At 40.2% G+C, this 25,366-nt stretch carries 23 protein-coding genes; 16 read left to right on the top strand and 7 right to left on the bottom strand.

Going from position 1 to position 25,366, the window contains the following annotated elements; genetic code table 11:
- Positions 1 to 67: 67 nt before the first annotated feature.
- Positions 68 to 508, bottom strand: coding sequence for a hypothetical protein (locus ACXAFK_RS13605; protein WP_224837525.1), 441 nt, complete (start codon positions 506 to 508; stop codon positions 68 to 70).
- A 93-nt stretch (positions 509 to 601) separates the two neighbouring features.
- Here ACXAFK_RS13605 and rsgA point away from each other — a divergent pair, with 93 nt between their 5' ends.
- The 14 genes from rsgA to ACXAFK_RS13535 all read left to right on the top strand — a co-directional run bounded on the left by rsgA (position 602) and on the right by ACXAFK_RS13535 (position 17,740).
- A complete protein-coding gene (gene rsgA / locus ACXAFK_RS13600) occupies positions 602 to 1,540 on the top strand; it encodes a ribosome small subunit-dependent GTPase A (RefSeq protein WP_474958095.1) in 939 nt (312 codons plus the stop codon).
- Positions 1,541 to 1,993 carry a D-aminoacyl-tRNA deacylase gene (gene dtd, locus ACXAFK_RS13595; protein WP_224837527.1) on the top strand — a complete coding sequence of 151 codons (453 nt, stop codon included), beginning with the start codon at positions 1,541 to 1,543 and terminating at the stop codon, positions 1,991 to 1,993. It begins immediately after the preceding gene.
- Between the two features lie 171 nt (positions 1,994 to 2,164).
- Entirely contained in the window at positions 2,165 to 3,979 is a 1,815-nt protein-coding gene (locus tag ACXAFK_RS13590; protein ID WP_474958094.1) for a DUF3857 domain-containing protein, read from the top strand.
- Entirely contained in the window at positions 3,976 to 5,985 is a 2,010-nt protein-coding gene (locus ACXAFK_RS13585; protein WP_474958093.1) for a transglutaminase family protein, read from the top strand. Before ACXAFK_RS13590 ends, ACXAFK_RS13585 begins: the two co-directional genes overlap by 4 nt.
- 164 nt (positions 5,986 to 6,149) lie before the next feature.
- Positions 6,150 to 8,159, top strand: coding sequence for a transglutaminase-like domain-containing protein (locus ACXAFK_RS13580; RefSeq protein ID WP_474958092.1), 2,010 nt, complete (start codon positions 6,150 to 6,152; stop codon positions 8,157 to 8,159).
- A gap of 8 nt (positions 8,160 to 8,167) precedes the next feature.
- Entirely contained in the window at positions 8,168 to 10,129 is a 1,962-nt protein-coding gene (locus tag ACXAFK_RS13575) for a DUF3857 domain-containing protein (RefSeq protein ID WP_474958091.1), read from the top strand.
- A 43-nt stretch (positions 10,130 to 10,172) separates the two neighbouring features.
- Positions 10,173 to 10,499 carry a nucleotide pyrophosphohydrolase gene (locus ACXAFK_RS13570; RefSeq protein ID WP_474958090.1) on the top strand — a complete coding sequence of 109 codons (327 nt, stop codon included), beginning with the start codon at positions 10,173 to 10,175 and terminating at the stop codon, positions 10,497 to 10,499.
- Positions 10,500 to 10,568: 69 nt separating this feature from the next.
- Positions 10,569 to 11,798 carry a 3-phosphoshikimate 1-carboxyvinyltransferase gene (locus ACXAFK_RS13565; protein WP_474958089.1) on the top strand — a complete coding sequence of 410 codons (1,230 nt, stop codon included), beginning with the start codon at positions 10,569 to 10,571 and terminating at the stop codon, positions 11,796 to 11,798.
- 87 nt (positions 11,799 to 11,885) lie between these two features.
- On the top strand, positions 11,886 to 12,935 hold the full coding sequence (gene queA / locus ACXAFK_RS13560) for a tRNA preQ1(34) S-adenosylmethionine ribosyltransferase-isomerase QueA (RefSeq protein WP_224837529.1): 1,050 nt from the start codon (positions 11,886 to 11,888) through the stop codon (positions 12,933 to 12,935).
- 75 nt (positions 12,936 to 13,010) lie between these two features.
- Complete coding sequence (gene rlmN / locus ACXAFK_RS13555; protein ID WP_224837530.1) at positions 13,011 to 14,051, top strand: dual-specificity RNA methyltransferase RlmN; 1,041 nt, start codon at positions 13,011 to 13,013, stop codon at positions 14,049 to 14,051.
- A 142-nt stretch (positions 14,052 to 14,193) separates the two neighbouring features.
- Entirely contained in the window at positions 14,194 to 15,168 is a 975-nt protein-coding gene (locus ACXAFK_RS13550) for a polyprenyl synthetase family protein (protein ID WP_224837531.1), read from the top strand.
- A gap of 112 nt (positions 15,169 to 15,280) precedes the next feature.
- A complete protein-coding gene (locus tag ACXAFK_RS13545; RefSeq protein WP_224837532.1) occupies positions 15,281 to 15,859 on the top strand; it encodes an RNA polymerase sigma factor in 579 nt (192 codons plus the stop codon).
- A 5-nt stretch (positions 15,860 to 15,864) separates the two neighbouring features.
- Complete coding sequence (locus ACXAFK_RS13540) at positions 15,865 to 16,581, top strand: hypothetical protein (RefSeq protein ID WP_474958088.1); 717 nt, start codon at positions 15,865 to 15,867, stop codon at positions 16,579 to 16,581.
- Between the two features lie 88 nt (positions 16,582 to 16,669).
- A complete protein-coding gene (locus ACXAFK_RS13535; protein WP_474958087.1) occupies positions 16,670 to 17,740 on the top strand; it encodes a coiled-coil domain-containing protein in 1,071 nt (356 codons plus the stop codon).
- A gap of 44 nt (positions 17,741 to 17,784) precedes the next feature.
- On the opposite strand, the gene ACXAFK_RS13530 is transcribed toward ACXAFK_RS13535, so the two are convergent.
- Complete coding sequence (locus ACXAFK_RS13530; protein ID WP_224837535.1) at positions 17,785 to 18,027, bottom strand: zinc-ribbon domain-containing protein; 243 nt, start codon at positions 18,025 to 18,027, stop codon at positions 17,785 to 17,787.
- A gap of 107 nt (positions 18,028 to 18,134) precedes the next feature.
- Between ACXAFK_RS13530 and ACXAFK_RS13525 the strand changes: the two genes are divergently transcribed.
- Positions 18,135 to 18,764 (top strand): 2OG-Fe(II) oxygenase, encoded by a 630-nt coding sequence (locus tag ACXAFK_RS13525; RefSeq protein ID WP_293296474.1) that lies wholly within the window; start codon positions 18,135 to 18,137, stop codon positions 18,762 to 18,764.
- Here ACXAFK_RS13525 and ACXAFK_RS13520 read toward each other — a convergent pair whose 3' ends face one another.
- From ACXAFK_RS13520 to ACXAFK_RS13510, 3 genes are all read right to left on the bottom strand, one after another.
- The gene (locus tag ACXAFK_RS13520) at positions 18,765 to 19,073 is read right to left on the bottom strand and encodes a phosphoribosylpyrophosphate synthetase (RefSeq protein ID WP_252080387.1); all 309 of its coding nucleotides are present in this window, start codon (positions 19,071 to 19,073) and stop codon (positions 18,765 to 18,767) included.
- 8 nt (positions 19,074 to 19,081) lie between these two features.
- A complete protein-coding gene (locus ACXAFK_RS13515) occupies positions 19,082 to 19,612 on the bottom strand; it encodes a flavodoxin domain-containing protein (RefSeq protein ID WP_474958086.1) in 531 nt (176 codons plus the stop codon).
- Between the two features lie 88 nt (positions 19,613 to 19,700).
- Positions 19,701 to 21,524 (bottom strand): Xaa-Pro dipeptidyl-peptidase, encoded by a 1,824-nt coding sequence (locus ACXAFK_RS13510; protein ID WP_474958085.1) that lies wholly within the window; start codon positions 21,522 to 21,524, stop codon positions 19,701 to 19,703.
- A gap of 158 nt (positions 21,525 to 21,682) precedes the next feature.
- Here ACXAFK_RS13510 and dnaG point away from each other — a divergent pair, with 158 nt between their 5' ends.
- The gene (gene dnaG, locus ACXAFK_RS13505) at positions 21,683 to 23,656 is read left to right on the top strand and encodes a DNA primase (protein ID WP_474958084.1); all 1,974 of its coding nucleotides are present in this window, start codon (positions 21,683 to 21,685) and stop codon (positions 23,654 to 23,656) included.
- Between the two features lie 68 nt (positions 23,657 to 23,724).
- On the opposite strand, the gene ACXAFK_RS13500 is transcribed toward dnaG, so the two are convergent.
- Positions 23,725 to 24,354 carry a response regulator gene (locus ACXAFK_RS13500; RefSeq protein ID WP_224837541.1) on the bottom strand — a complete coding sequence of 210 codons (630 nt, stop codon included), beginning with the start codon at positions 24,352 to 24,354 and terminating at the stop codon, positions 23,725 to 23,727.
- A gap of 159 nt (positions 24,355 to 24,513) precedes the next feature.
- Positions 24,514 to 25,302 carry an NAD(+) synthase gene (gene nadE, locus ACXAFK_RS13495; protein ID WP_474958083.1) on the bottom strand — a complete coding sequence of 263 codons (789 nt, stop codon included), beginning with the start codon at positions 25,300 to 25,302 and terminating at the stop codon, positions 24,514 to 24,516.
- Between the last annotated feature and the right edge of the window lie 64 nt (positions 25,303 to 25,366).

Genomic DNA, 25,366 nt, shown 5'->3' with positions numbered 1-25,366 from the left:
AAGTTCAGACTGATGTATTTCACTACTTTTTAAACAGCCTCTTTTAGTTTTATATCGATCGGAAAGGTTATTTTTTAAAGATATATCGGGTAATAAAAATACCTTGTCCATCACCTTTTCCTCCTTCACTTTCAACACCGCTAACAACAAAGGCCAATTCCCATCCGTTGGCGATCATATCGTTGATCATGGAAGTGATCATAGCGTCGTTGGCCGCAATATTCTGAAAACGGATACCGCCAACATTGTAAAAGTTCAACAATTTGGTCTCTTCGAAATTTTTAACACGGATTTCGTTTCTTTTGGACTTGTTTCTCGTGTTATCGTCCTCTGTTTGTACACTGGTAAATTCTTTATAATCCTTGTCCTCCAGAGCGTTGATTATTCTTGATCTACCAAGCCCGTTGGGCACTATGGATTCAACGCTGGTAATTACTTTGTACTGTTGTGCGTTTACACTAAATGCAGTGGTCAAAGCGATTACTGCGGCAAATAAGATTTTTTTCATGTTTAAATTTTGATGATTAATATGTTATAAATAAAGATATACGACGAAACGAAAGGAATATTGTTTCTTTGTATTTAAAAAAACTAACAAATTTTGAACGGAACAGTTTATAAATCGACCGGAAGTTGGTACACCGTAAAGTCCAATGAAGGCAACTTTTACGAATGCCGTATAAAGGGCAAGTTCCGTACACAAGGGATTAAGAGCACTAATCCAGTTGCCGTTGGCGACCATGTCAGTTTTGAACTGGAAACTATTGGTGACGAGACGATCGGTATAATTTCCAAAATTGGCGATCGTAAAAACTACATAGTCCGCAAGTCCGTTAAGCTTTCCAAACAAACACATATTATTGCATCCAATTTGGACCAGGTATTCCTATTGGTCACTTTGAACAACCCTCCCACCTTTACCAGTTTTATAGATCGATTTTTGGTGACTGCAGAAGCTTATGAAATTCCGGTAGTGCTACTTTTTAATAAAATGGATGTTTACCAAGAAGAAGAAAGGTTTGAGGTGGATTATTTAATGGATCTATATACGAAAATTGGGTATAAGTGTATTAAAATTGAAGCAAAACAAGGTAAGAACGTTGATTTGGTAAAAGAAATAATGAGAGGGAAAACCAGTATGTTCGCCGGTCATTCCGGGGTAGGAAAGTCTACATTGGTAAATGCCTTGGAACCTGGAATGCAACTAAAAACTGCCGAAATTTCTGAGCAGCACATGCAAGGCCAACATACTACCACTTTTGCCGAAATGTACGACCTGTCTTTCGATGCACGGATAATCGACACCCCCGGGATTAAAGGTTTTGGTATCGTGGATATGAACAAGCACGAGATCGGAGACTATTTTCCCGAGTTTTTTGCGTTAAAATCGGAGTGTAAATTTAATAACTGTTTACATTTGGACGAACCCAAATGTGCCGTAAAAAAAGCTCTGGAGAACAATGAAATTGCAGCAAGTCGCTATCGGAGCTACGTGCAAATGCTCACTGGGGAAGAAGATAACCCATACAGGGAAAGATAAATGAGAACAGTACTGCAGAGAGTATCAAAGGCAAGTGTTGCCGTCGATGGCAAAATGATATCATCCATCGGAAACGGGCTTTTGATCTTACTGGGCATCGAGGATGCCGATACAAAAGAAGATATAGACTGGTTGACCAATAAAGTTTTAAACCTTCGCATTTTTAACGACGAGAACGGGGTGATGAACCGCTCCGTATTGGATACTGATGGCGATATTATAGTAGTTAGTCAGTTTACATTGCATGCGTCTACCAAAAAAGGAAATCGACCATCGTATATAAAAGCCGCAAAACCCGATGTTGCCATTCCTGTGTACGAGAGTTTTGTTCAGGTATTGGAGCAAAAATTCGGAAAGAAGGTTGGAACCGGAATTTTTGGCGCCGATATGAAAGTGGAGTTGCTCAATGATGGTCCGGTTACCATTATTGTGGACACAAAAAATAGAGAATAATTTTTTTATGTTGAAAAAAATCTCTTTTTTGTAAGAAATTATTCACCACCATCTTTAAACAAACCAACCTCTCCTAACCAACCAATGCACTTTTACTTATTTATCCTATTTGCCTTATTCTTTGATAGTTCATATTCACAGGATTATCGAGTAAGTTCGATTTCCAAAACAATGCAACAAAACGCAGATGCCGTAGTTCGTTTGGATAAAATGGATGTGATTGTTGAGGCAAAGGACCGAATGATCGTGAACCAGAAGAGAGTGGTTACTGTACTTAACAAAGAAGGCAATAAACATGTTAACGCCTATGCCTTTTACGAAAAAAAGGATAAGGTATCACATTTAGAAGCAGTAATTTATAATGCACAAGGCGAAGAGGTAAAGAAAATAAAGAAAAGAGATTTTTTAGATCAAAGTGCAATTGGGGGCGGCACATTGTATGCCGATTCGCGTGTGTTGGTTTTGCAATATACGCCAACCCAATATCCTTATACAGTGGAGTTCTCCAAAGAATATTCTACCCCAAATACTGCCTTTGTACCAAAATGGCCCTTTTTGGAAGATTACCGGTTGAGTACAGAAAGCAGTCAGTTTTCTTTTCGTGTTGAATGTGGTATACCTTTTAGGACCAAAGAAGACAATTTAGACGAATATCAAATCAAAAAATCGAAGACAACGAACGGTGTTGTGTATATAGCCAATAATTTGAATGCTATGGTGGAAGAGCCTCTTTCGCCTAGCTTTCAGGATTTTGCCCCACATGTTAAGATAGCACTGAACGAGTTTCATTTAGAGGGGGTCGATGGAAGGGGAGCTACTTGGCAAGAACTGGGAAAATGGATGTCAGATGAGCTTTTAGTAGGAAAAGACGATTTGGATGAAGGTACTGTACAATATGTGCAAAACTTGGTAAGAGGGGTCAACGATCCTTTGGAAAAAATAAAAATAGTTTATCACTATGTACAAGAAAATACAAGGTACATAAGTGTGCAGCTGGGGATTGGAGGATGGATGCCTATAAATGCATCCACAGTGAATCGAGTAAAATATGGAGATTGCAAAGGACTTGTCAATTATACCATGGCCTTGCTGAGGGCAGCTGGAGTGGAATCTTATTATACAGTGGTACATGCCGGTAATAAGATTAGGGATATGGATAGAGATTTTCCATCCATGCAGGGCAATCACGTTATATTGAATGTACCGTTGGAAAATAATGAAGTATGGTTGGAATGCACAAGTCAGATTGCACCCGTTAACCATTTGGGCACTTTTACGGATAATAGGAATGTATTAAAAATTAAACCCGAAGGAGGCGAATTGGTCCGTACCCATGTAAACCCAGATGAGGATAATTATCAACTTACCAAAGCCTATTTTGAGATTGCCGACGAAACAAACATAATAGGAAAGGTAAAGATTGTTTCAAGAGGTACACAATACGATCAAAAGTATTGGATAACCAAAAACACCAGGTCGAAAGAAGAAGAATTTTATAAAACGTACTGGAACTACGTGCAAAATTTAAATTTGGGCACCGTTACCTATGGTAACGATATTGATAATATCGAATTTTCAGAAGATATTGAATTCTCAGCCAATAATTACTTGTCTTCAGCAGGGGATAAATTATTGTTGATTCCCAATGTTTCCAACAGAAATTTAAATGTACCGGTCAGGGTTCGAAATAGAAAAAGAGCATTGGTCGTAAAAAGAGGGTTTTTGGATGAGGATGAGTTTACTATCCGTTTGCCCAAGGGGTATATGCTGGAAACTGGCATTCTGCCTATAAAGGTAGAATCAAAGTACGGGTCGTACTCAGTTTTTATAGAAACGCTCGAACCAGGGACCATACGTTACAAAAGGCGACTTTTGGTGAAGTCCGGTAAATACCCGAAAGAAGAATATAGTCAGTACCGCGATTTTAGGAAAAAAGTCGCGAGATATGACAATATGAAAGTTGTTTTAATCAAAAAAGAGTTATGAGGATAACACTATTGCTCTCATTATTGTTGGTACACTTATCAGTAAGCGCTAAAGATGTAAAATTTGGAAAAGTATCCAAAGAGGATGTGTCGGCTACCCGACATATCGATTACCCGGAGGCAAATGCGGCAATTCTGCACAAAAGCGAATGGATATGGTACGATTATCAATATGACATCGGATGGACAGTTACCAGAGAAGTTCATTTTCGAATAAAAATTTACAAAAAGGATGGTTTTGATTGGGCTACTTTACAAATACCCCTTTACGCTGGAAGAGGAGGTGAAGAGACCATTTCGGGCATCAAAGGGTTTACTTTTAATATTGAAGGCGGGAAACTCGTTAGTAAAAAGCTCAAGAACGATGGGGTCTTTGAAGAAAAAGTCAATAAATACAGAAACAAAACTTCCATTACCATGCCAGAGGTAAAGGAAGGAAGTGTTTTGGATATTGAATATAAAATAAAGTCGCCGATGTTCTGGAATATAGATGAATTCAAATTTCAGTATGATATTCCTTTGGACCATGCAGAAGTTCGTTTGGATGTACCGGAATATTTTATTTTCAAAAAACACAGCAAAGGTTTTCAGACCATTCAATTTGCCGAATCCAAAAAGAATAGATCCATGAACATTGCATACCGAAGTTCCGATAATATGGGTTTGGTGGGCAGGTCGACCCACAATAATGGCACTTTGAGCTTTATGGAGAACATTTATACAATGGAGGTGTCGAATATACCGGCCATGTTGGAAGAAAAGTATACCAATAACATCGATAACTATAAGACTTCTGTAAAGTTCGAATTGGCATCTACCCATTTCCCCAATCAACCTTATGAAAATTATAGCTTAACATGGGAGGGGGTGGCCAAATCCATTTATTCTTATGACGATTTTGGGGTAGAGTTGAACAAGAAGGGATATTTTAAAGAAGATTTAGATCCATTGCTCAATGGCCTATCCTCCAATATCGAAAAGGCGATGACCATTTTTCAGTTTGTAAAAACAAAAATGAACTGGGATAATTACTACGGAGTAACTTGTAGTGATCAGGGTATTCGCAAAGCCTACAAAGAAGGGAAGGGTAACGTTGCCGAGATAAATCTTATGTTAACGGCAATGTTCAGATACGCAGGATTGGATGCCCATCCCGTGTTGGTGAGTACAAGATCGCATGGAATACCGCTCTTCCCGACCAGTGATGGATTCAATTACGTAATTACCGGTCTTCAACTAGAAAATGGTTTAGTCCTTTTTGATGCTACAGAAAAGAATACTGTACCCAACATACTGCCCATGAGGGCCTTGAATTGGTTTGGTAGGCTTATCCGAGAAGATGGAAGTTCAAAACAAGTGGATTTAATGCCCAAAACAAAATCCGTGGATGCCATAATGATGAGTGTTGTGCTTAATGATGATGGCTCCATTGAAGGAGAATACCAGGAACAATATTCTGCAAACAGTGCATTGTTGTTCAGGAACAATTTCGTTGCTGGCACGGAAGAAAAATATTTGGATGATTTGGAAAAAAAATATGGAGATATCGAAATCTCGAATTTTAATTTGCAAAACCAAGGTAACCTCTCCAAGCCCGTAGTACAAGCGTTCAATTTTGTTAAAGAAGATGCTTTCGATGAAATTTCCGGGAAACTGTACATATCACCTTTATTTTACCTAACAACTACGGTCAATCCTTTTAAAACCGAAAAAAGAGAGTTTCCCGTAGACTTTGGTTACCCATGGAAAGATCAATATATGATCAATATTGCGATTCCGGATGGATATGCTGTAGAATCGGTTCCAGAGTCCATTGCAGTTGGCTTACCAGATAATTTAGGTCGGTTCAAATACTTTGTGTCTGCGGCGAATAACAAAATCAATGTAAGGGTGGATATTGAGCTCAATACTTCGCTGATCTCTTCCAATTATTATGCTCAGTTAAAGGAGTTTTATAATCAGATAATTAAGAAAGAATTGGAAAAGGTGGTTCTTGTAAAAACATAAGATAATGGTATGTAAAAAGTATACTGTATAATCCTAAGCAAATTTTTGGGAGATCTTGGTGAATACTTGGACCCATGTACCGGAGAACAGATTGTTTTTGGACAACAAAGTGCAGAGGCAAGAGTAAATAATGGTAGGGCATTAAAAAAAAGTTGCATCGAACAATGAAATTTAAAATTTATATTCTGTTTTTACTATCTCTACAAGTGGTAACCGCCAAAGAGATAACATTTGGTAAAGTATCCAAGGAGGAAGTGTTGGCCACTCAGCATAAACGCTATCCAGATGCTAATGCCGCTATACTGTATAAAAGTGAGTTGGTACACTTTGATTTTCATGCTGAAACCGGTTGGCAGCTTATAACAGAAGTTCAATATAGGATTAAGATTTATAGGAAAGCAGGGTTGAGTTGGGCTACCCTGCACAAGTCTTTTTTAACAAATAGCGAGCATAGACAGGATATCTATCAGATCAAAGGATTCACGTTTAATATCGTGGACGGTAATGTGGTTAGGACCAAATTGGAAAATAAGGGTGTTTTCATCGAAAGAGTGAATGATGATCAAAGTAAGTTGGCCATTTCAATGCCCAATGTAAAAGAAGGCAGTGTTGTAGACGTCGCATTTAAAATAAAATCACACGCATATTGGAATATCGATGAGTTTTGGTTGCAATTTGATATTCCAGTGGATTTTGCATTGGTACAATTAAAAATCCCAGAGTACTTCGTTTATAAACAATACAATAGAGGTTTTTATCCAGTTGAAATGGAACAATCACAGCGGAATAAGTCGCTAGAGGTAGTTCAACAGGCGGATTACAGTTTCAAAACCCCGACGAATGTTGCTTTGGGAAAGGAAACCATAAATTATATCGAGAACATTTTTACGTTCACATTATCAAATCTTCCCGGATTGGTCGCGGAGTCAGAGGTAGTTAACATAAATGATTATAGAGCAGCCATTAAGTTTGAATTGGGGTCCACTAGGTTTCCAAATGAAACATATAAAAACTATAGTTTAACCTGGGGAGATGTTGCTAAAACCATTTATGATAACGATAGATTTGGTAAGGAATTAAATCGTCACGACTATTTTAAAGGAGATTTAAAAAAACTACTCCGAGATGCATCCTCGGAAATGGAAAGGGCCATGGTTATATATGACTTTGTAAAGTCACAAATGAATTGGAACTACGGGTTTGGTATATTGTGCAACAGTAAGGGGATTGCAGAAGCGTACAACGAAAAGAAAGGAAATGTCGCCGATATAAACCTTATGCTTACCTCGATGTTCAGGTATGCAGGTCTCAAAGCAGACCCTGTTTTGATTAGTTCCAAAACAAACGGAATCCCTTTTTTTCCTACGGTTGGCACTTTTAATTATGTGGTTGTAGGGCTTCAAATGGGGGCGGATTTAATGTTGTTCGATGCAACAGAGAAATATGGCTATCCAGATTTCATTCCATTGCGCGCAGTAAATTGGGTCGGAAGACTTATTCGTGAGGACGGTACAACTGCTCAAATAGATTTAAAACCAAAGTTTAGGTCCCTCAATGCTGAATTAATTACCGTATCCTTTAATAAGGATGGCTCAATCACGGGCAAATACCGGTATCATAGCACGGGATACTTCGCCTTCTATTTAAGAAAGGGTAATAGTGGGAACCCAAGCGACTCCTATCGGGTCAATATGGAAAAAAAATTCTCTGATATGGAAATCACAAACTTTCAGGTCTTAAACCACAACAACCCATCCCAACCATTGGAGCAAACCTATGGGTATACCAAAAAATCTGCATTTGAAACAATTGGCCGCAAGATTGTTTTTACTCCATTTTTCAATTCAGGGTTAAATTATAATCCATATAAGGCAGAGGAAAGAAATTTGCCCATAGAGAAAGTTTTTACGCAATCCTTTAAAAAAATGGCAACCATAAAAGTACCCGATGGCTATGCGGTTGAATCGTTTCCGGAGCCTGTATCCATAGTATTGCCCAAAAATATGGGAAGCTATAAATATGAGGTCTGGATAGAGGAGGATATAATAAAAATCAATTCCGAAATTAATTGGAATACAACGGTCATACCTCCAGAATTCTATTCGGACGTAAAAGGCTTTTATGATCAAATAGGTAAATGGAATTCCGGTAAATTAATTTTCACTAAACAATAAACTTATATATGAGAAAAATAATTTTGATTCTCTTAATGTTGAGCTGTTTGCCGGTTATTGGTCAAGGTCAGGAATTTGGGGAGCTTTCAGGTTTTGAGTCTAATTTCAGAACCTATTATAAAGATAGCACCGCACATGCCGTATACCTCTACGAAAAAGGTAGGAACTATTTTCAGGTAAGAAGAAACTATGTTTGGTTGATAACGGAATACCATGCAAAAATAAAGATATTGGACGAAGAAGGGTTTTCGGAGGCCGACATATCCATACCTTATTATCATTCAGAGAAAAAGACCGAAACAGTAAGTAAGGTCAAGGCCATAAACCATGTTAAGGGTACAAAACATAACGTTATGCCCAGTACTATTTTTGATGTTCAAGTGAGTGAACATTGGTCAGAGAAACGATTTACATTTTCCAATGTCCAAGAAGGATCGGTACTCGAATACTCTTACGAACTGGAATCCCCATTTTTATACAACATGAAAGGTTGGGAATTCCAGGGGCATATTCCCAAAATATATTCCGAGTACAATGCGAAAATACCGGGCAACTATAAATATAACAGGTCGCTATTGGGTAAATTGGAGCTAGATGTTAACGACGCTACTATTCAGTCAAATTGTTTTAGTGTTCCCGGAATGTCGGTACAGGCCGATTGTGAAGTGTTAAAATATGTAATGAAGGATGTGCCTGCATTCAAGGAAGATGAAGAATACATGTTGGCTCCGTCAAATTACAGATCTAGATTGGAATTTGAGCTTGCAGAATATGAAAGTTTCCAAGGTAGGGTAGAAAGGTTTACCAAATCATGGAAAGATGTAGATCGAGAGTTTAGAACAGACCGCGACATCGGAGGGCAGCTCCGCAAAAAAAATTATTTTGAAAGAAATCTACCTTTGGAGATAATTACGGGAAAAGAAAGTGATTTAACAAGAGCGATAAAATTGTACAGATTTGTAAAAGCCCACTATAACTGGAACGGAAAATTTGGCATTTTTAGGAATAACAATGTAAAAAAGGCATTCGAAGAAGGTGTAGGAAACGTGGCTGAAATAAACATTACCTTGATCAATTTACTGAACGCATCGGGGATAGATACAGATCTTGCTCTCATATCGACCAGAATGCATGGGTTGCCCAAAAAATCACATCCAGTCATGTCTGATTTTAATTATGTAGTTGCCAAAACTGAAATTGATGGAGAAACATACTTGCTGGATGCTACAGAAAAGGAAATGCCATTTGGAATGCTGCCTTATCGTTGTCTAAACTACTATGGCCGAGTTATGGATTTAGATGGTGATAGTTACTGGATGGATATTGAACCAGAAAAATTGAACGGTAGAACGGTTAGGGTAAATCTCGAATTGGATCTGATGAATAGCTCAGTGAAAGGTAAGTTCGATGAGATCTCTAAAGGATATGATGCCTACTTGAAACGCAAAAAGATTGCGGAATTATCGCAAGAAGATTATCTGGCAGCAATTGAAAACGAGTACATAGACGGATTTTTTATTAATCAATATAAAGTTGATGAAGAACAATCGGATGAGAAGAATTGGGTGGAACATTTTACTTTTCAATTGGAGGATTTGGAATTTTCCAAAACAATATATTTCAACCCATTTATAATTCGTTTTTTTAAAGACAATCCTTTTAGAGCGGAAACCCGAAGCTATCCGGTAGATTTCGGTTATCAAAGAAAATTCAATTATATGGCCAATATCGAGGTTCCGGTTGGGTATACAATTAAAGAGTTGCCCAAACCGGTAAACTTGGCCTTGCCAGATGGTAGTGGTGTCCTGCAATATAATACTACCGAGTTGAACGGAAAGATCATGGTGGTATTTTCTTTGCAATTGAGATCTACACAATATTCCAATGTGGGCTACGACTATTTAAAAAAACTTTTTAGTAGTGCAGTGGCTAACCAAAATCAAAGTTATATAGTTTTAGAAAAGGTATAAACAGTAGTGATTACCTTTGCTTTTAAACTTAAAATTTTTGAAGGTGAACATAGAAAACGCACAAAAGGCCGTTGATGAGTGGATTAACAATCACGGGGTCCGTTACTTTAACGAACTGACCAACATGGCCCAGCTTACCGAAGAGGTTGGCGAAGTGGCCCGTATTATTGCCAGAAGATATGGTGAACAGAGCGAAAAAGAATCCGATAAAGCAAAAGATCTGGGCGAAGAACTTGCCGATGTTGTTTTTGTGGTACTCTGCTTGGCCAACCAAACCGGAATCGATTTACAAGAGGCATTCGATAAAAAATTGGATTTAAAGACCAAACGGGATCACGACCGTCATCAAAATAACAAAAAGCTTAAATAAAGTTCCGGTTATAAAGGGACTTTAGGGCTGTTTTTTCTAGTTTTGACAATTCATACAAACCCTAACGAATTGAAACTCCAACTTTCTTCTCCCAACAATACAAAAATTGAAAAAGACATAGCAATCACTGGTTCTAAGAGTGAAACAAACCGTTCGTTATTGTTGCAGGCGCTTTTTCCGAATATTAAAATAGCCAATCTTTCCAACTCGGACGATGGGGAAGTTATGCAAAAGGGTTTGGCCAAGTCCAATGGAGTGGTGGATATTCACCATGCAGGTACCGCTATGCGTTTTTTAACCGCCTATTTTGCATCGCAACAAGGCAAACAAGTGGTGCTCACGGGTTCGCATCGAATGCAAGAACGACCTATAAAAGTGTTGGTGGAAGCATTGCAAGCACTTGGGGCGGATATTCAATACGAAAAGGAAACGGGTTATCCCCCGCTGAAGATTTCTGGTAAAAAGCTCGAAAAAAACCGTGTATCCCTGCCTGCAAATATTAGCAGCCAATATATTTCCGCATTACTTTTAATTGCACCTAGCTTGGAGAAGGGTTTGGAATTGGAACTGATCGGCAAGATTACATCTGTTCCTTATATAAAAATGACATTGGCCCTGTTGGAACAGATAGGCGTCCAAACTTCCTTTGTGGGGAACACCATAAAAGTCGCCCCAAAAACAGCGGTGGCGGATACTACTTTGGTGGTAGAATCCGATTGGAGTTCGGCCAGCTATTTTTACAGTATTGTGGCCATGTGCGATGTAGGTTCGGCAATAACACTATCGTCGTACAAACAAAACTCTTTACAGGGTGATAGCGTTTTGGTAAAAATCTATAAGGATTTTGGTGTGGAGACCATATTTAAGGACAATACCATTGTACTCAAGAAAACATCAAAAGATATTGCCGACCATTTAACCTACGATCTTTCCAACGCCCCGGATATTGCTCAGACGATTGCCGTTAGCTGTTTGGGATTGGGTATTGGTTGTCATTTAACGGGATTACATACCTTGCCTATTAAGGAAACCGACCGGTTGGCTGCTCTGCAAAAAGAGTTAGGGAAGTTTGGTGCCAAGGTGGATATCGATTCCGAAAGCCTGACCTTACAAGCACAAAATCAGCTTGCAGAAGGAGTTTGTGTGGATACCTACAACGATCATCGAATGGCGATGGCCTTTGGCCCACTAGCACTGAAAGCCGACTTTGTGGTCAACGATGCCGAAGTGGTTTCCAAATCCTATCCCGATTTTTGGAACGATCTAAGAACCCTTGGGTTCGCTGTACAAGAATTGTAAATCACATTTAATCATCAAATTACTTGACATCCCCTATCACGAGGTTGTATATTTGCACTTCTTAAAAAAAATCGAAAAAAAGTCCACATGAAATTATCGAACTTCAATTTTGAATTGCCAAAAGAATTGTTGGCAGAATATCCCGCGGAACATCGTGACGAATCCAAACTAATGGTAGTTCATAGGGATACAGGAAAAATTGAGCATAAAATGTTCAAAGACATCGTAGATTATTTTGATGAAGACGATGTAATGGTCTTGAACAATACCAAGGTGTTTCCTGCGAGACTTTTTGGAAACAAGGAAAAAACCGGTGCTAGGATAGAAGTGTTCTTGCTTAGGGAACTTAACCAAGAGCAACGACTTTGGGATGTTTTGGTAGATCCGGCAAGAAAGATTAGGATCGGTAACAAGCTTTATTTTGGCGATGATGAAAGTTTGGTGGCAGAAGTGATCGATAATACAACATCGAGAGGAAGAACATTGCGTTTTCTTTACGATGGTTCTTATACCGATTTTAGAAGAAAGCTTAGGGAACTTGGAGAAACTCCGTTGCCCAAATACATTAAAAGAGAGGTTACACCAGAAGACGAGGAACGTTACCAGACCATTTACGCCAAGCACGAGGGAGCTGTAGCAGCACCGACCGCAGGGCTTCACTTTTCCAAACACTTATTAAAGCGTTTGGAGATCAAAGGCATTCAGTTTGCAGAGGTCACTTTGCACGTAGGACTGGGAACATTTAACCCAGTAGAGGTAGAAGACTTGTCCAAACACAAAATGGACAGCGAAGAATTGGTGATCGATGAAAAAGCAACAGAAGTAGTAAATAACGCAAAAGCCAACAAGCGAAGAGTATGTGCCGTAGGTACAACCGTTATGCGCGGCTTGGAAAGTGCTGTTTCTTCAGAGCATACATTGAATACGTTTGAAGGATGGACCAATAAGTTCATATTTCCTCCGTACGATTTTAGCATAGCCAATTGTATGATCACCAATTTCCACTTGCCAAAATCCACTTTAATGATGATGGTTTCCGCATTTGCCGGTCATGATCTTATCAAGAAAGCGTACAAGCAGGCAATTTTGGAAGGATATCGTTTCTACTCCTATGGAGATGCCATGTTGATTCTATAAAAACGGAAAATCATAGAAGAAAAATCCCGTTGACCTTAAAGTGAACGGGATTTTTTTCTTCCTTATCTTTAGATAGTGGAAAACAAAAAGAAGGATATACGCGCATTGACCAAAGAGCAGCTCCGAAACTTTTTTGTGGAGCAGGGAGACAAGGCATTTCGTGGAAACCAAGTGTACGAATGGTTGTGGCAAAAGTCGGCCCACGATTTTGATGCCATGACCAATATTTCCAAGGAAACCCGACAAATGCTGGAAGATAACTTTGTTATCAATCATATTCGGGTAGATCAAATGCAGCGAAGTTCCGACGGAACCATTAAAAATGCCGTTCGTTTGCATGATGGCTTAATAGTGGAATCCGTTTTGATTCCCACGGAAACCCGGACCACAGCCTGTGTGTCCAGTCAGGTTGGATGTAGTTTGGATTGTAAATTCTGTGCAACGGCCCGTCTAAAACGAATGAGGAATTTAAATCCGGATGAGATATATGATCAGGTTGTGGCCATAGACAACGAGAGCAGATTGTATTTTGATCGTCCGTTGAGCAATATAGTTTTTATGGGTATGGGAGAGCCGTTGATGAACTATAACAATGTGCTCAAGGCCATAGAAAAAATTACTTCCCCGGAAGGATTGGGCATGTCCCCCAAACGTATTGTGGTCTCTACCTCCGGAGTGCCTAAGATGATCAGGAAAATGGCCGACGAAGAAGTCAAATTTGGTCTGGCAGTTTCATTGCACTCCGCTATCGACGAGGTCCGAACTTCCATTATGCCCTTTAATGCCACATTTCCACTTAAAGAACTCAGGGAGGCGTTGGAGTATTGGTACAGCAAGACCAAGAATAGAATTACCTACGAATATGTGGTCTGGAAAGGAATCAACGATACCCAGAAGGCAGCAGATGCACTGGTCAAGTTTTGCAAGTTTGCACCATCCAAGGTCAACATAATCGAGTACAACCCCATTGATGATGGTGACTTTCAACAAGCACCCAATAGTGCCATTGATATGTACAAGAATACCTTGGAGCAAAACGGCATTACGGTTACCATACGTAGGTCGCGAGGCAAGGATATCGATGCCGCTTGCGGGCAATTGGCCAACAAAAGCTAGAATTATTTTTGATTGGCCATCCACATTGGTAGGTAAAACAACGATACTTTTAGAACTCTTTCTTAAAACTTCGATTTAGTTCTAACAACTCTCGCATTTTCCCTACTTTTAGGGTTTTAAAACCAAACACCACACCGCTACGTTGAAAATCGTTTCGCAGATACGGGAACCCATAGAAAATGAGATGCAGCTTTTTGAGGAAAAGTTCCTCAAATCCATGTCTTCCAAGGTTGCATTGTTTAATAGGATTACCTATTATATTGTTAACCGCAAGGGCAAACAAATGCGCCCAATGTTCGTGTTCCTTACCGCCAAATTATTGAACGGGGAAGTCAACGAACGCACATACACAGGAGCTTCCATAATTGAGTTGATACATACTGCAAGCCTGGTCCACGACGATGTGGTGGACGACAGTAACAAACGACGGGGCTTTTTTTCCATCAATGCCCTGTGGAAAAACAAGATTGCCGTTCTGGTCGGGGATTTTCTTTTCTCTAAGGGTTTGTTGGTATCTCTGGAAAACAAGGATTACGATTTACTACACATTATTTCCAATGCCGTTCGCGATATGAGCGAAGGGGAACTGCTCCAGATAGAAAAAGCGAGACTTTTGGATATTACCGAAGAGGTTTACTACGATATTATCCGCCAAAAAACAGCCACTCTTATTGCCGCTTGTTGCAGTATGGGGGCATGTTCGGTGAGACCGGATTCGGATGAGGTGGAAGCCTTCCGGAAGTTTGGGGAGCTTTGTGGAATGGCCTTCCAAATTAAGGACGACCTTTTTGACTACGGTGCCGAGAAAATTGGAAAGCCTACTGGTATCGATATAAAGGAACAAAAAATGACATTGCCATTGATCTATGCATTGAACCATAGTGATAAGGAAAGTAAAAAATGGTTGATCAATTCCATCAAAAAACATAACAAGAACAAAAAACGTGTAAAAGAGGTTATAGAGTACGTTAAGGAAAAAGGCGGCCTCGAATATGCAGTTACCAAAATGTTGGAGTTTAAGGATGAAGCGTTGGCCATTTTGGACAATTACCCCGATTCCGAATACAAAAGTGCCCTCACCCTAATGGTAAATTACGTGGTAGACCGTAAAAAATAGGTATTTATAAGGTTGGTTATCAATTAAATGTCGAAAATTTTTATTTTTCGGGCAACCATTTACGTTTATATCCCGTCTATTTAAATAGAAGCACTTTTGTAAACCATTTTTTTTGAAAATCATCTCGCTACATAACAACGAAAAGCAACTGATTAAAAAATCGATCAAGGGAGATCAGCAGGCTCAAAAATTGTTGTACGAGAAGTTCTCGCCCAAAATGCTCGGGGTATGCAGACAATATATCAAGGACCTTCATTTTGCGGAAGATGTTATGGTAAATGGTTTTGTCAAGATGTTCAACCATCTCGGCTCTTACCAATATAAAGGTAGTTTTGAAGGCTGGGTCAGGAGCATTATGGTAAGGGAAAGTATTTCCTTTCTACGTAAAAAACAGTTTGTTGTTTACGATGATGATGCGGTCGAAGTGAGGGAAGAGGTGTTAGGACCCATATCCGATGGACTGTTGGATATGGAGTATGTGCAACACTTGATAGATGGTCTTCCAGAAGGATACAAAGCCGTTTTCCTGCTGTATGCCATTGAAGGATACGGACATAAGGAAATAGCGGAGATGTTGGCAATTAGCGAAGGAACTTCAAAATCGCAACTTTTCAAGGCCAGAAAAATGCTTCAAGAAAATTTAAGTCTAAAAGGAATGTCGCCCAATTCAAAAACGGCGAACAAAAAATAAGGGATATGGCTAAACTTGAAAAACATATCAAACAAAAGCTCGAGGAGCGAACCATTGTCCCATCGGATGGGGCTTGGAACAAGATTGCATCGCAATTGGAACAACCCGTGCCAAAGAAAAGGAATACATGGTTTATGTACGCGGTGGCCGCCAGTGTTGTAGGGGTCGTTTTGGTGTCTGCGTTCTTTTTTACCAAGGACAATGGCCCAACAGAGCAAATGAAAATGGTAGGAAACGAAATCAAAAATGAGAAGGTCATTGAGGCGGAAGAAATAAAGGCAAAAGAAAATAACAAAATAGACGTTGCGGAGACTAAGTCGGAAGTAACTAAAATGCAAAAACTGGTAGAAACACCATTGCCCAATGTAAATCCAAATACTGCAATCGCCACAAAGGACAATAGACAACCTTTAAAGGACGACATGATCCTAAACCCAGATAAGTTGATCGCACAAAAAGTGGAAGAAGTAGTGGCACAAGTAGAGCTAATGGAAAGTGTTAGGCAAGATGTTTCCGATGCCGAAGTCGATTCCTTGCTGCGTGCCGCACAGCGACAGATTTTAACCGACAAACTATTTTCAGAGAGCGGGACTGTGGATGCCATGTCCTTGTTGGCCGAAGTGGAGGATGAGTTGGACGAATCTTTCCGTGACCAGATCTTTGATGCCCTAAAATCCGGTTACCTAAAATTGCGTACTGCCGTGGCGGACCGAAACCAATAAAGTTATTCATCAATCAAAATAAACCTTTCAATACTTCCTGTCCTTAACAATGGACAGGAGGGAAGGAGGGTTGCAAATCAAAACAATCATGAAAACAATTACATTTTATTCAGCAATCTTGCTCCTGTTCCTAGTTTCTCAATCTCTTTTTGCACAAGAAGATTATCAAAAGAAAATCGAAACGCTCAAGCTGGAAAAACAACGCATAATCGATCAGGAAAAAGAAGCCCTAAAGATTGAGGTACGGGACATAAACCAACGATTGGAAGATGGTGATATTACCGAAAATGAAGCCAAAATACTTAAGGAGGAAGTGGCAAAGCAAAGAGCTCTGAACATTGAGAACCGGGTCGCGATTATAGAGAATAAGATCGCTTTGCTGGAGCGCAACAAAGGAGATGTACTTACCTTGTCCGAATCCGATATCATTTATGGTGATAGAATGCGCATTGGATTGCTCATTGATGGAAAACCGGCGGTAACTTTTAATTCCCGACAAAGACAAAGAGACTTAAAATACGATAGGCGAACCTACTCGGATTTTGTTATGGCCATCGGTTTTAACAATGCTTTGATAGAGGGGCAATCCCTGTCCGATTCTCCTTATAAAATTGGTGGAAGCCGTTTTTTTGAGATGGGCTGGCAATGGCGGACACGTGTGTTCCGGAATACCAACTGGCTACGTGTTAACTACGGTTTTTCGTTTCAGTTCAATGGTTTAAAGCCGGACGACAATCAGGTTTTTGTGCAAGACGGAGATCAGACCGTATTGCAAGAGTTCGAGTATGATCTGGATAAATCCAAGTTAAGAATGGACAACCTTGTTTTTCCTGTTCATTTTGAGGTGGGCCCCTCTCGATTGCATAAAAAAGAACGTACCATACGATATTCCATTCGCGATCAATTTAGAGTGGGATTCGGTGGCTATGGTGGATTTAATCTGGGAACACGCCAAAAATTAAAATACAATAGGGACGGGGAAAACGTAAAGGATAAACTAAAAAGAGACTACAACACAAGCGACCTTATTTATGGTGTGAGCGGATATTTGGGCGTAGACGGTGTACTGCTTTATATAAAATACGACCTAAATCCCATTTTTAAGGATGCAGAAATAAAACAGAACAATATCTCACTGGGCCTTCGGTTCGATATCTAATCGTTTTGGTTTTACACAACGGTCGGGTTTCCCCGGCCGTTTTTTTATAAGGACAACGCTTGTTCCATCTCTGGGGTAAACTCCTCCTTGTAATATACTTTTTTACAGTGCGAACACTCTGCGAACCTAATTGTATTAAGGGTAAAAAGTGGAATCCAGAACAAATGGGCATAGTTCGGTTGGGCAACAGCGGTCAATGTCCCGGTTTGATGGCAATAGGGACACGTAACATTTCTAAGGACTTTAGTTGCTTTTTTACCAGTTCTAGTACCAAAAAAAAGGATCATTAATTTCTAATGTTACAGTTGTTCAAAGGTAGAGTTTTCCTATTTGAATAAAGAAAAATCATTTTCGTTTTTAAATATGAATTACCTTCGCCCACATTTTTAAAGCATTGAGCACTTACCACAGTTTGGATGATTGGTTGTCCTGGATGGACAACATCTCCAGTAAGGATTATGTGATAATCGATAATTTTTTTCGGGAGGAACTCTATTCCGGGATAAAATCTTTTTTTCTGGGAAAGCTCCCCAATTTTAAGGAAGCTGGAATAGGTGCCCATTCCGATTTTCAGGTAGATACCAAGGTACGAGGTGACTTTACCTACTGGCTGGATAGAAAACGTGATGTCCAATTGCAGAACTATTGGGATGTCCTGGATGAAACCATTTTAATATTTAACCGCTATTGCTACCTGAGTTTATCAGGGTACGAGTTTCATTTGGCACATTACCCATCGGGAGGGCATTACGATAAGCATTTAGATCAGTTCGAAAACCGGAACAACCGCATGATCTCTATGATTGTTTATTTAAATGATGATTGGAAAGATGGTGATGGCGGTGAATTGGAAATTTTTGAAAAGAACGGTACTAGTTTTCTGGTACAGCCAATTGGCGCACGTTGCGTAATGTTTAAAAGCGCTGTGGTGCCCCACGCTGTGTTAAAAGCCCACAAAAGTAGGTTCAGTTTAACGGGTTGGCTATTGTACCAACCTTCTTCAGTGGGAACATTGTTCGTTTGATCAGTTCTTCACACATGGAATCTGCTGAATGAGTTCCTCGTTTTGCGCTGTAGAAGCACCGTAGGACATAACCATGGTGCCTTTGGTGCCATCGTTGGCCTCAATCGTAAAAACTACGGATTCATCGCTAGGATTCGTCATACCTTCAAATCGGTAAGAATCAATGATCTTTAGCTCGTTGGGCTGATATTCTTTTTTGGAATATAATGCTTTAATGCACGATTCATCTGCTTCAAAATCCTCTTTGAAACCTTCCTCCGTTAATGTGTTCACGGCTTGTGAAAGGGTGTCGAAACTGTGTTTGTTCATTTGGGTTGTTATTTTAAACGGTTTATAAAATTCAATGTCATTTCTTTTACCTGGTTCCAATCAGTGTACTCATGATCTTTTGTGGTGTCCACGGAGCCGCCCTCTTTTTTTGCAATGGAGCGCATGATCAATTTTTTAAAATAATTGTACTGGGTATATCTCAACGCTCCTGCAATATGCCATATGGTTTTTGTGTTCCAGTGGGTCTCATCCAAGAAATCATGCGCCACCTTTGCAACTTCTTCATGCTCCTCTTTAATGTTGGAGGCGATGGCCATCGAAACGGAGAAAAACACTGAAGGTTTTTTGTTCAAGATGTCAATATGTTGTTCCACATAATTTTTGATGAGCGTATTATAATTATTGATATGGATGGAACTTCCGATCAATACCACATCAAAACTATCGGGAGATGGAGGCTCTTCCACTGCATTGGCAATGGTTACCTGCATACCGTTCTCCTGAAGGACCTCCTCCATAAAACGGGCTATTTTCCGAGTTTGGCCTTCTACAGTGCCATAGATAATTAAAACTTTCATGTAAAATAAGGTGCTGGTTAAACAACCTTAAATACAAAGAATAATTTCAATATTTCCAATGATCTTAGTCAGTTTACCCTATCGACGATCATAGATTTCCACCTACTACCGGAAGCGTTAGCTCTGTGCCGTCCAGATCTATGGTCAATTTGGTTCCGGGCTCCGGCCATAGGGTGAACTCCTTGTCACTTGAGAAAATCATCAGGCCGATCTGTCGTCCTTTTGGAATTATTTGGTCGTCCGGCATCAAATCAAATTCCACTTCATAAAATTTGTTGGGGACCAAAGGTTCACTTTTCGTCAACGAGCTATGGTTTTGTGGGTCTGCCCATCCTCTTGTAATTATATTGTCCGTTATTTTGGTGTTCAAAGCATCGGTCCAAGGTAGAGCAACCAACCAAACGGATAAATTGGCAGCAGGCTTACTGCTGGCCATTTTAATCTTGACTTTGGGGACACCGGAAATATGGGTGTCCTCTGATAAAGGTGGGGTAATATAGATCAACCGGTGTTCTGTGGTCTCAGCTTTGGCCAAACTGGAACCTGAAAAAGAATAATTGTCCACCAAGGTTTCCGTTCCTTGTTTTTTGGGTTTGGTGGTGGTCAATTTACCTTTTGCCGGAGCTCCTGCTGTCAAATAAAATTTGATGTTTTCGGCCTTGGGATTGGGATAGTCCTCATAAGGTGTAGGGTTATCTTTTTTATCGTTTTCTCGAACGATCCATGCTTTAGGATCGTTTTCCACCCCATTTTCCACCCCATAAAGATATCTAGTAAACCAGCGGTTCATCATGGAGATAGGTGGTGGTCCACCGTGTCCGTTCTGATGATAATAAATTTGGACGGGAAGTCCCATTTCTTTGGCTTTTTTGTAAATGCGATAACTGTGTTCGGGCATTACGTTCCAATCGTTGAAACCGTGGGACATTAGTAGGGCTGCTTTCATGGAACCCATTTGGTTTAAATAATCCCTTCCTGCCCAAAAATCGTTGTAATCTCCGGTAATTCGGTCAAATCCATTCTTCATTTCGGTATCCCGAACCACTCTGTTGTTCCGCTCCCTTTTTGATTCGTCACCGCTATGTATAAAATCATAAAGGACATCAATATCTTCACCCAAATACCCTCCCGGCGATCGGACCAGGCCATTGGATCGGTAATAATGGTAGTACGAAGTGTTGGGCGCTATGGGAATTATGGCTTCCAACCCATCAACCCCCGTTGTCGCAGCAGCTAGAGGAATGGTTCCGTTGTACGAGGTGCCCGTCATACCTACTTTTCCAGTGGACCAATAGGCTTTAACCTCTTGGTTGCCCTCGCGCTCGGTATAGCCTTTGGCCTTGCCGCACAACCATTCGATAACCGCTTTTGGAGCCAAGGATTCGTTTTGGCCACCAACGGTTGGTGCACCATCGGAAAGACCTGTTCCTGGAGAGGATGAGTGTACCACGATGAAACCTCTGGGTACCCATGTTTGGATTTGTGAGTTGGAGATGATTGGACGTTCGCCCAAACGTGTAACATTGGGATGTTTTCTTGGTTTACCAGGTTTGCCCAGCTCGTGTTTTACGTCCCAAAAAATACCTTTGTCCAGTCCTGCTGTTCCAGCGTAATACGGGCTCGATTCGTAGATTACGGGCAGTTGTAGACCTTCTGTCTCGGTCTGTTCGGGCCGTGTAACACCCACATGCATGCGGTCTAATTTACCATCTCCGTCCGAATCAAAGTTGGTTTCGACCCAAAGATCATGACGGATCCATTTACTAGGGTCCGAAAAAGCTTGGACTACCTGTGCTTCACCATTTTCGATGATAGGTCTGGCTTTTTCTTCCATTTGTCCTGTTGCAAATTGGATGGAGAGAAATAGCAAGGCGGTGAGTATCCAAAAGTTTTGTGTTTTGTTCAGCATCATAATCCTCTATAATTTTATTTCCGTACTATCGTGTACCGATAATATCAGTATTGTAAGAATTTGCTTCTAATATACTAAATCTTACATAGGCAGTCGAATTTCGAAATATGGAAAATATTGTTTTTATTACCTTTAACAGCTATTTTTAAGAGAATACCTTGATTTCAAAAACTACTATAGACCAAGTATATGAAACCGCCCGATTGGAGGAGGTAATCGGTGATTTTGTGCAATTGAAAAAATCCGGTTCCAATTTTAAGGGATTGAGCCCTTTTACGGATGAACGCACTCCAAGTTTTATGGTTTCCCCGGTTAAGCAGATATGGAAGGATTTTAGTAGTGGAAAAGGGGGGAATGTGGTGGCCTTTTTAATGGAGCATGAGCATTTTACCTACCCCGAAGCCATAAAATATTTGGCAAAAAAGTACAATATTGAAGTAGAGGAAACTGAACAGACCGATGAGCAGAAAGAGCAGGCCAATGAACGCGAGAGTATGTACTTGGTCTCCGAGTATGCCCAGAAGTATTTTACAAGGACCCTATGGGATTCCGAGCCTGGAAAGGCGATTGGCCTAACCTATTTCAAAGAACGGGGGTTTACCGATGATATTATTAAAAAGTTTGGTCTTGGTTATAGTTTGGACGAATGGGAGGCTTTTACCAGAACAGCATTGGGGAAGGGGTACAAGTTGGAATTTCTGGAGAAGACAGGCCTTACCATTGTAAAGGAACAGGCTGGAGGCGAGAATAAAACATTCGATAGGTTCAAGGGCAGGGTAATGTTTCCTATCCATTCTATGAGTGGTCGGGTTTTGGGCTTTGGTGGGAGGATACTTTCCAACGATAAAAAAGCCGCCAAATACCTGAATTCCCCTGAAAGCGAAATCTACCACAAGAGCAAGGTGCTTTATGGGATTTATTATGCCAAACAGGCCATTGCAAAAGAGGACAACTGTTTTTTGGTGGAAGGGTACACGGATGTCATCCAGATGTATCAAAGTGGTGTGGAGAATGTAGTCTCCTCTAGTGGAACTGCGCTTACTCCCGAGCAGATTCGTCTTATAAACCGGTTGACCAAGAATATCACTGTACTGTTTGACGGTGATGCCGCGGGTCTACGTGCATCGCTGCGTGGAATCGACCTGATTCTGGAACAGGGAATGAACGTGAAAATCTGTACGTTTCCGGAAGGCGAAGATCCCGATAGCTTTGCCAAGAACAATACTTACGAGGATTTAGTACAATACTTGAGTGAGAATGCCAAGGATTTTATACAGTTCAAAACTTCATTGCTCGCAGAAGAAGCCGCAAGCGACCCTATAAAACGTGCAGATACGGTTAGGGATATTGTTAATAGTATTAGTAAAATCCCGGACCGAATTCGGCAAGAAATTTATGTGCAAGAATGCGCAAAAATTATGCAGGTTTCGGAAGATGTGCTTTATAATACTTTGGCCCAGATCGATAAAAAACTGCAAACCGATACAGCCAAAAAAGTAAAGCAGGAACAAAAGGCCTTTGAAGTTGTGAAGACTGATCGGGTGGTGGAAAAGGTGGATGTGCAGTACGAACTGGAGCGAAAAATAATTGAAGTACTGCTGTTATATGGAAATCAAAAACAAGAATTTGAGGATTTAGTACTCAAGGAGAACGAAGAAGGTGAACTGGTGCTCGAACCTGAGGTCATACAGGCGAAAGTATATGAAAAAGTATTTTTAGATCTTCAGGATGATGAAATTGAGCTTTCCAACGAACAGTTCAAGACCATTTATTATAAATTGATTGAAAAATTGAACGAGGATACCGACTTTTCGATAAGTACATTTTTGTCCGAACTAGATCAAGAAACAGTATCGCAAGTGTCTTCCATTTTAATGGAAGAAGAGCAATATGTACTTCACGACTGGGAGCGAAGGGATATTTATCCGAAAGGGAAAAATATTGGGGTGGCCCAGTTGGTTGGAGAAACTATTTTGACCTTACGTTGTAATTTGATCAAAAATCGAATACAAAAGCTACAGGAAAAGACCCAGGACCAGCAAGGGGACAATACCGAGGTTTTGGAAGAAATAGTAAACTATCTCCAACTAAATAAGTTGTTGAACGCTAAGTTGAACCGAGTTCTTTCGTAAAATATTAAATCCCTTCCAATACAAGATTGAAAGGGATTTACCACAATAGTTGGTTTGGTTGGGTATTCCTAATATAATTCCAGTGCCTTTGCCTGTTGCAGTAAGTCCACCAAATTGTCCACATTCAGTTTTTTCATCAGCCTTGCCTTGTAGGTGCTTACTGTTTTTTCGTTTAGATTGAGGCCTTCGGCCACTTCCTTGTTTCTTTTTCCGCTGGCCAGTAGTTTTAGAACTTCTACTTCTCTGGACGATAGTTTTCTGAAGAACCTACGCGGTTTTTGGGTACTTTCGTCAAAAGCAAGACGTTGTGCCAGTTCATTTGTGATGAACATGTTCCCCTCGCTCACTTTTTTTACTGCAGATACAATGTAATCCAAGTCGGCAGTTTTGGAAAGGTAACCAAAAGCACCTGCCCTGATCGTGCTCAGAGCGTAAACATCTTCGGATTGCCCGCTGTACATCAAAGTTTTAATGTCCGGGAACTCCATTTTCATTTTTCTAAGGGTAGCAATTCCATTGATTTCGGGAATGTCCATTTCCAAAATCACTACATCGGGGGTTAAGTTTTTCAATGTATTAAAAAGCTCCTCGGTAGTTGAAACATCAGCAATAATCTCAATGTCTGTGCTGGATTCAAGTACCTTTTTGATACCAAGCCTTACAACAGGATGGTTATCAGCTATCAATACTTTTATCATTTTGTTAGGTTTAATTTAATGAATGGTTAGTGGCTAAATACCTACAATAACTAGCAGGCAAGATAACAATTAATTCATGTAAAACTGTAATTTTTTTCTTAAAACCATAGAAAAACTATGGTTTTTTTCGTCTTAAACTGGGGTTTTTGGGTTAAAGTGTTATTTTAAGTCAGTTGGAATATCGCAGATGGGAATGGGAATCATCTTGTGTTTGTTGGCGGTATTGAATTTTTTATAGATTAGAAAAACTTCTTTTTTCCTGCCAGAAAAATCATCGGCTTTTTTTCCTTTATCATCCATTTCCATGGCCCATTCCAGTTCGGGGTAAGATGCTCCGATCTGATCCTCATCTGTTCTGCTGTCGCCCCAGAGCCCGTCAGTTGGCGCTGCTTCCATAATATCTTGGTTTACCCCAAGAATCCTTCCTATTTCATAAACCTCTGTTTTTAAAAGATCGGCAATTGGGCTTAGGTCCACACCTCCATCACCATATTTTGTGTAAAACCCTATACCAAAGTCTTCGACCTTGTTTCCGGTACCAGCAACCAGATAGCCCTCAAGAGCTGCAAAATAGTAAAGGGAGGTCATCCGCAGGCGTGCGCGCGTGTTGGCTAGCGACATAAATCGCTCTTCTTCGTTTTCCACTTTTGGAAAGGAATCCACGAGGCTATCGAACACGGGGGTAAGGTCGACCGCTTGACGGGAAACATTGGAAAAATTTTCCATCAGCCAATCTATATGCCTGTCTGCACGGGTCACTTGGTTTTTGCCTTGGTGAATGGGCATTTCCAAACACAAAAGGTCGAGACCTGTTTTTGCGCAAAGGGTCGAAGTTACAGCGGAGTCTATTCCTCCGGAAACACCGATTACAAAACCTTTGCATTTTGCATTTAAAGCATACTCTTTTAGCCACTTGACTATATGGTCGATTACCTTTTCTGTTTGCATGTTCTACTATTTAGATTCAATAAATTACCTTTGTGCCCTGTAAATTTAAACCCTGTGCCCTTAA

The organism is Flagellimonas sp. ABD4_174 (assembly GCF_056160185.1).
Note: the sequence above shows the minus strand (reverse complement) of the source record. Positions and strands in the feature narration are given on the sequence as shown.

Bases quoted from the DNA above. Each gene is read 5' to 3' on its own strand.
- ACXAFK_RS13500 (WP_224837541.1), bottom strand. From the start codon at position 24,354: ATGATAAAAGTATTGATAGCTGATAACCATCCTGTTGTAAGGCTTGGT.
- dtd (WP_224837527.1), top strand. From the start codon at position 1,541: ATGAGAACAGTACTGCAGAGAGTATCAAAGGCAAGTGTTGCCGTCGAT.
- ACXAFK_RS13510 (WP_474958085.1), bottom strand. From the start codon at position 21,524: ATGATGCTGAACAAAACACAAAACTTTTGGATACTCACCGCCTTGCTA.
- ACXAFK_RS13515 (WP_474958086.1), bottom strand. From the start codon at position 19,612: ATGAAAGTTTTAATTATCTATGGCACTGTAGAAGGCCAAACTCGGAAA.
- nadE (WP_474958083.1), bottom strand. From the start codon at position 25,302: ATGCAAACAGAAAAGGTAATCGACCATATAGTCAAGTGGCTAAAAGAG.
- ACXAFK_RS13590 (WP_474958094.1), top strand. From the start codon at position 2,165: ATGCAACAAAACGCAGATGCCGTAGTTCGTTTGGATAAAATGGATGTG.
- ACXAFK_RS13535 (WP_474958087.1), top strand. From the start codon at position 16,670: ATGAAAACAATTACATTTTATTCAGCAATCTTGCTCCTGTTCCTAGTT.
- ACXAFK_RS13575 (WP_474958091.1), top strand. From the start codon at position 8,168: ATGAGAAAAATAATTTTGATTCTCTTAATGTTGAGCTGTTTGCCGGTT.
- ACXAFK_RS13605 (WP_224837525.1), bottom strand. From the start codon at position 508: ATGAAAAAAATCTTATTTGCCGCAGTAATCGCTTTGACCACTGCATTT.
- ACXAFK_RS13530 (WP_224837535.1), bottom strand. From the start codon at position 18,027: ATGATCCTTTTTTTTGGTACTAGAACTGGTAAAAAAGCAACTAAAGTC.
- queA (WP_224837529.1), top strand. From the start codon at position 11,886: ATGAAATTATCGAACTTCAATTTTGAATTGCCAAAAGAATTGTTGGCA.
- ACXAFK_RS13580 (WP_474958092.1), top strand. From the start codon at position 6,150: ATGAAATTTAAAATTTATATTCTGTTTTTACTATCTCTACAAGTGGTA.
- ACXAFK_RS13520 (WP_252080387.1), bottom strand. From the start codon at position 19,073: ATGAACAAACACAGTTTCGACACCCTTTCACAAGCCGTGAACACATTA.
- ACXAFK_RS13540 (WP_474958088.1), top strand. From the start codon at position 15,865: ATGGCTAAACTTGAAAAACATATCAAACAAAAGCTCGAGGAGCGAACC.
- ACXAFK_RS13585 (WP_474958093.1), top strand. From the start codon at position 3,976: ATGAGGATAACACTATTGCTCTCATTATTGTTGGTACACTTATCAGTA.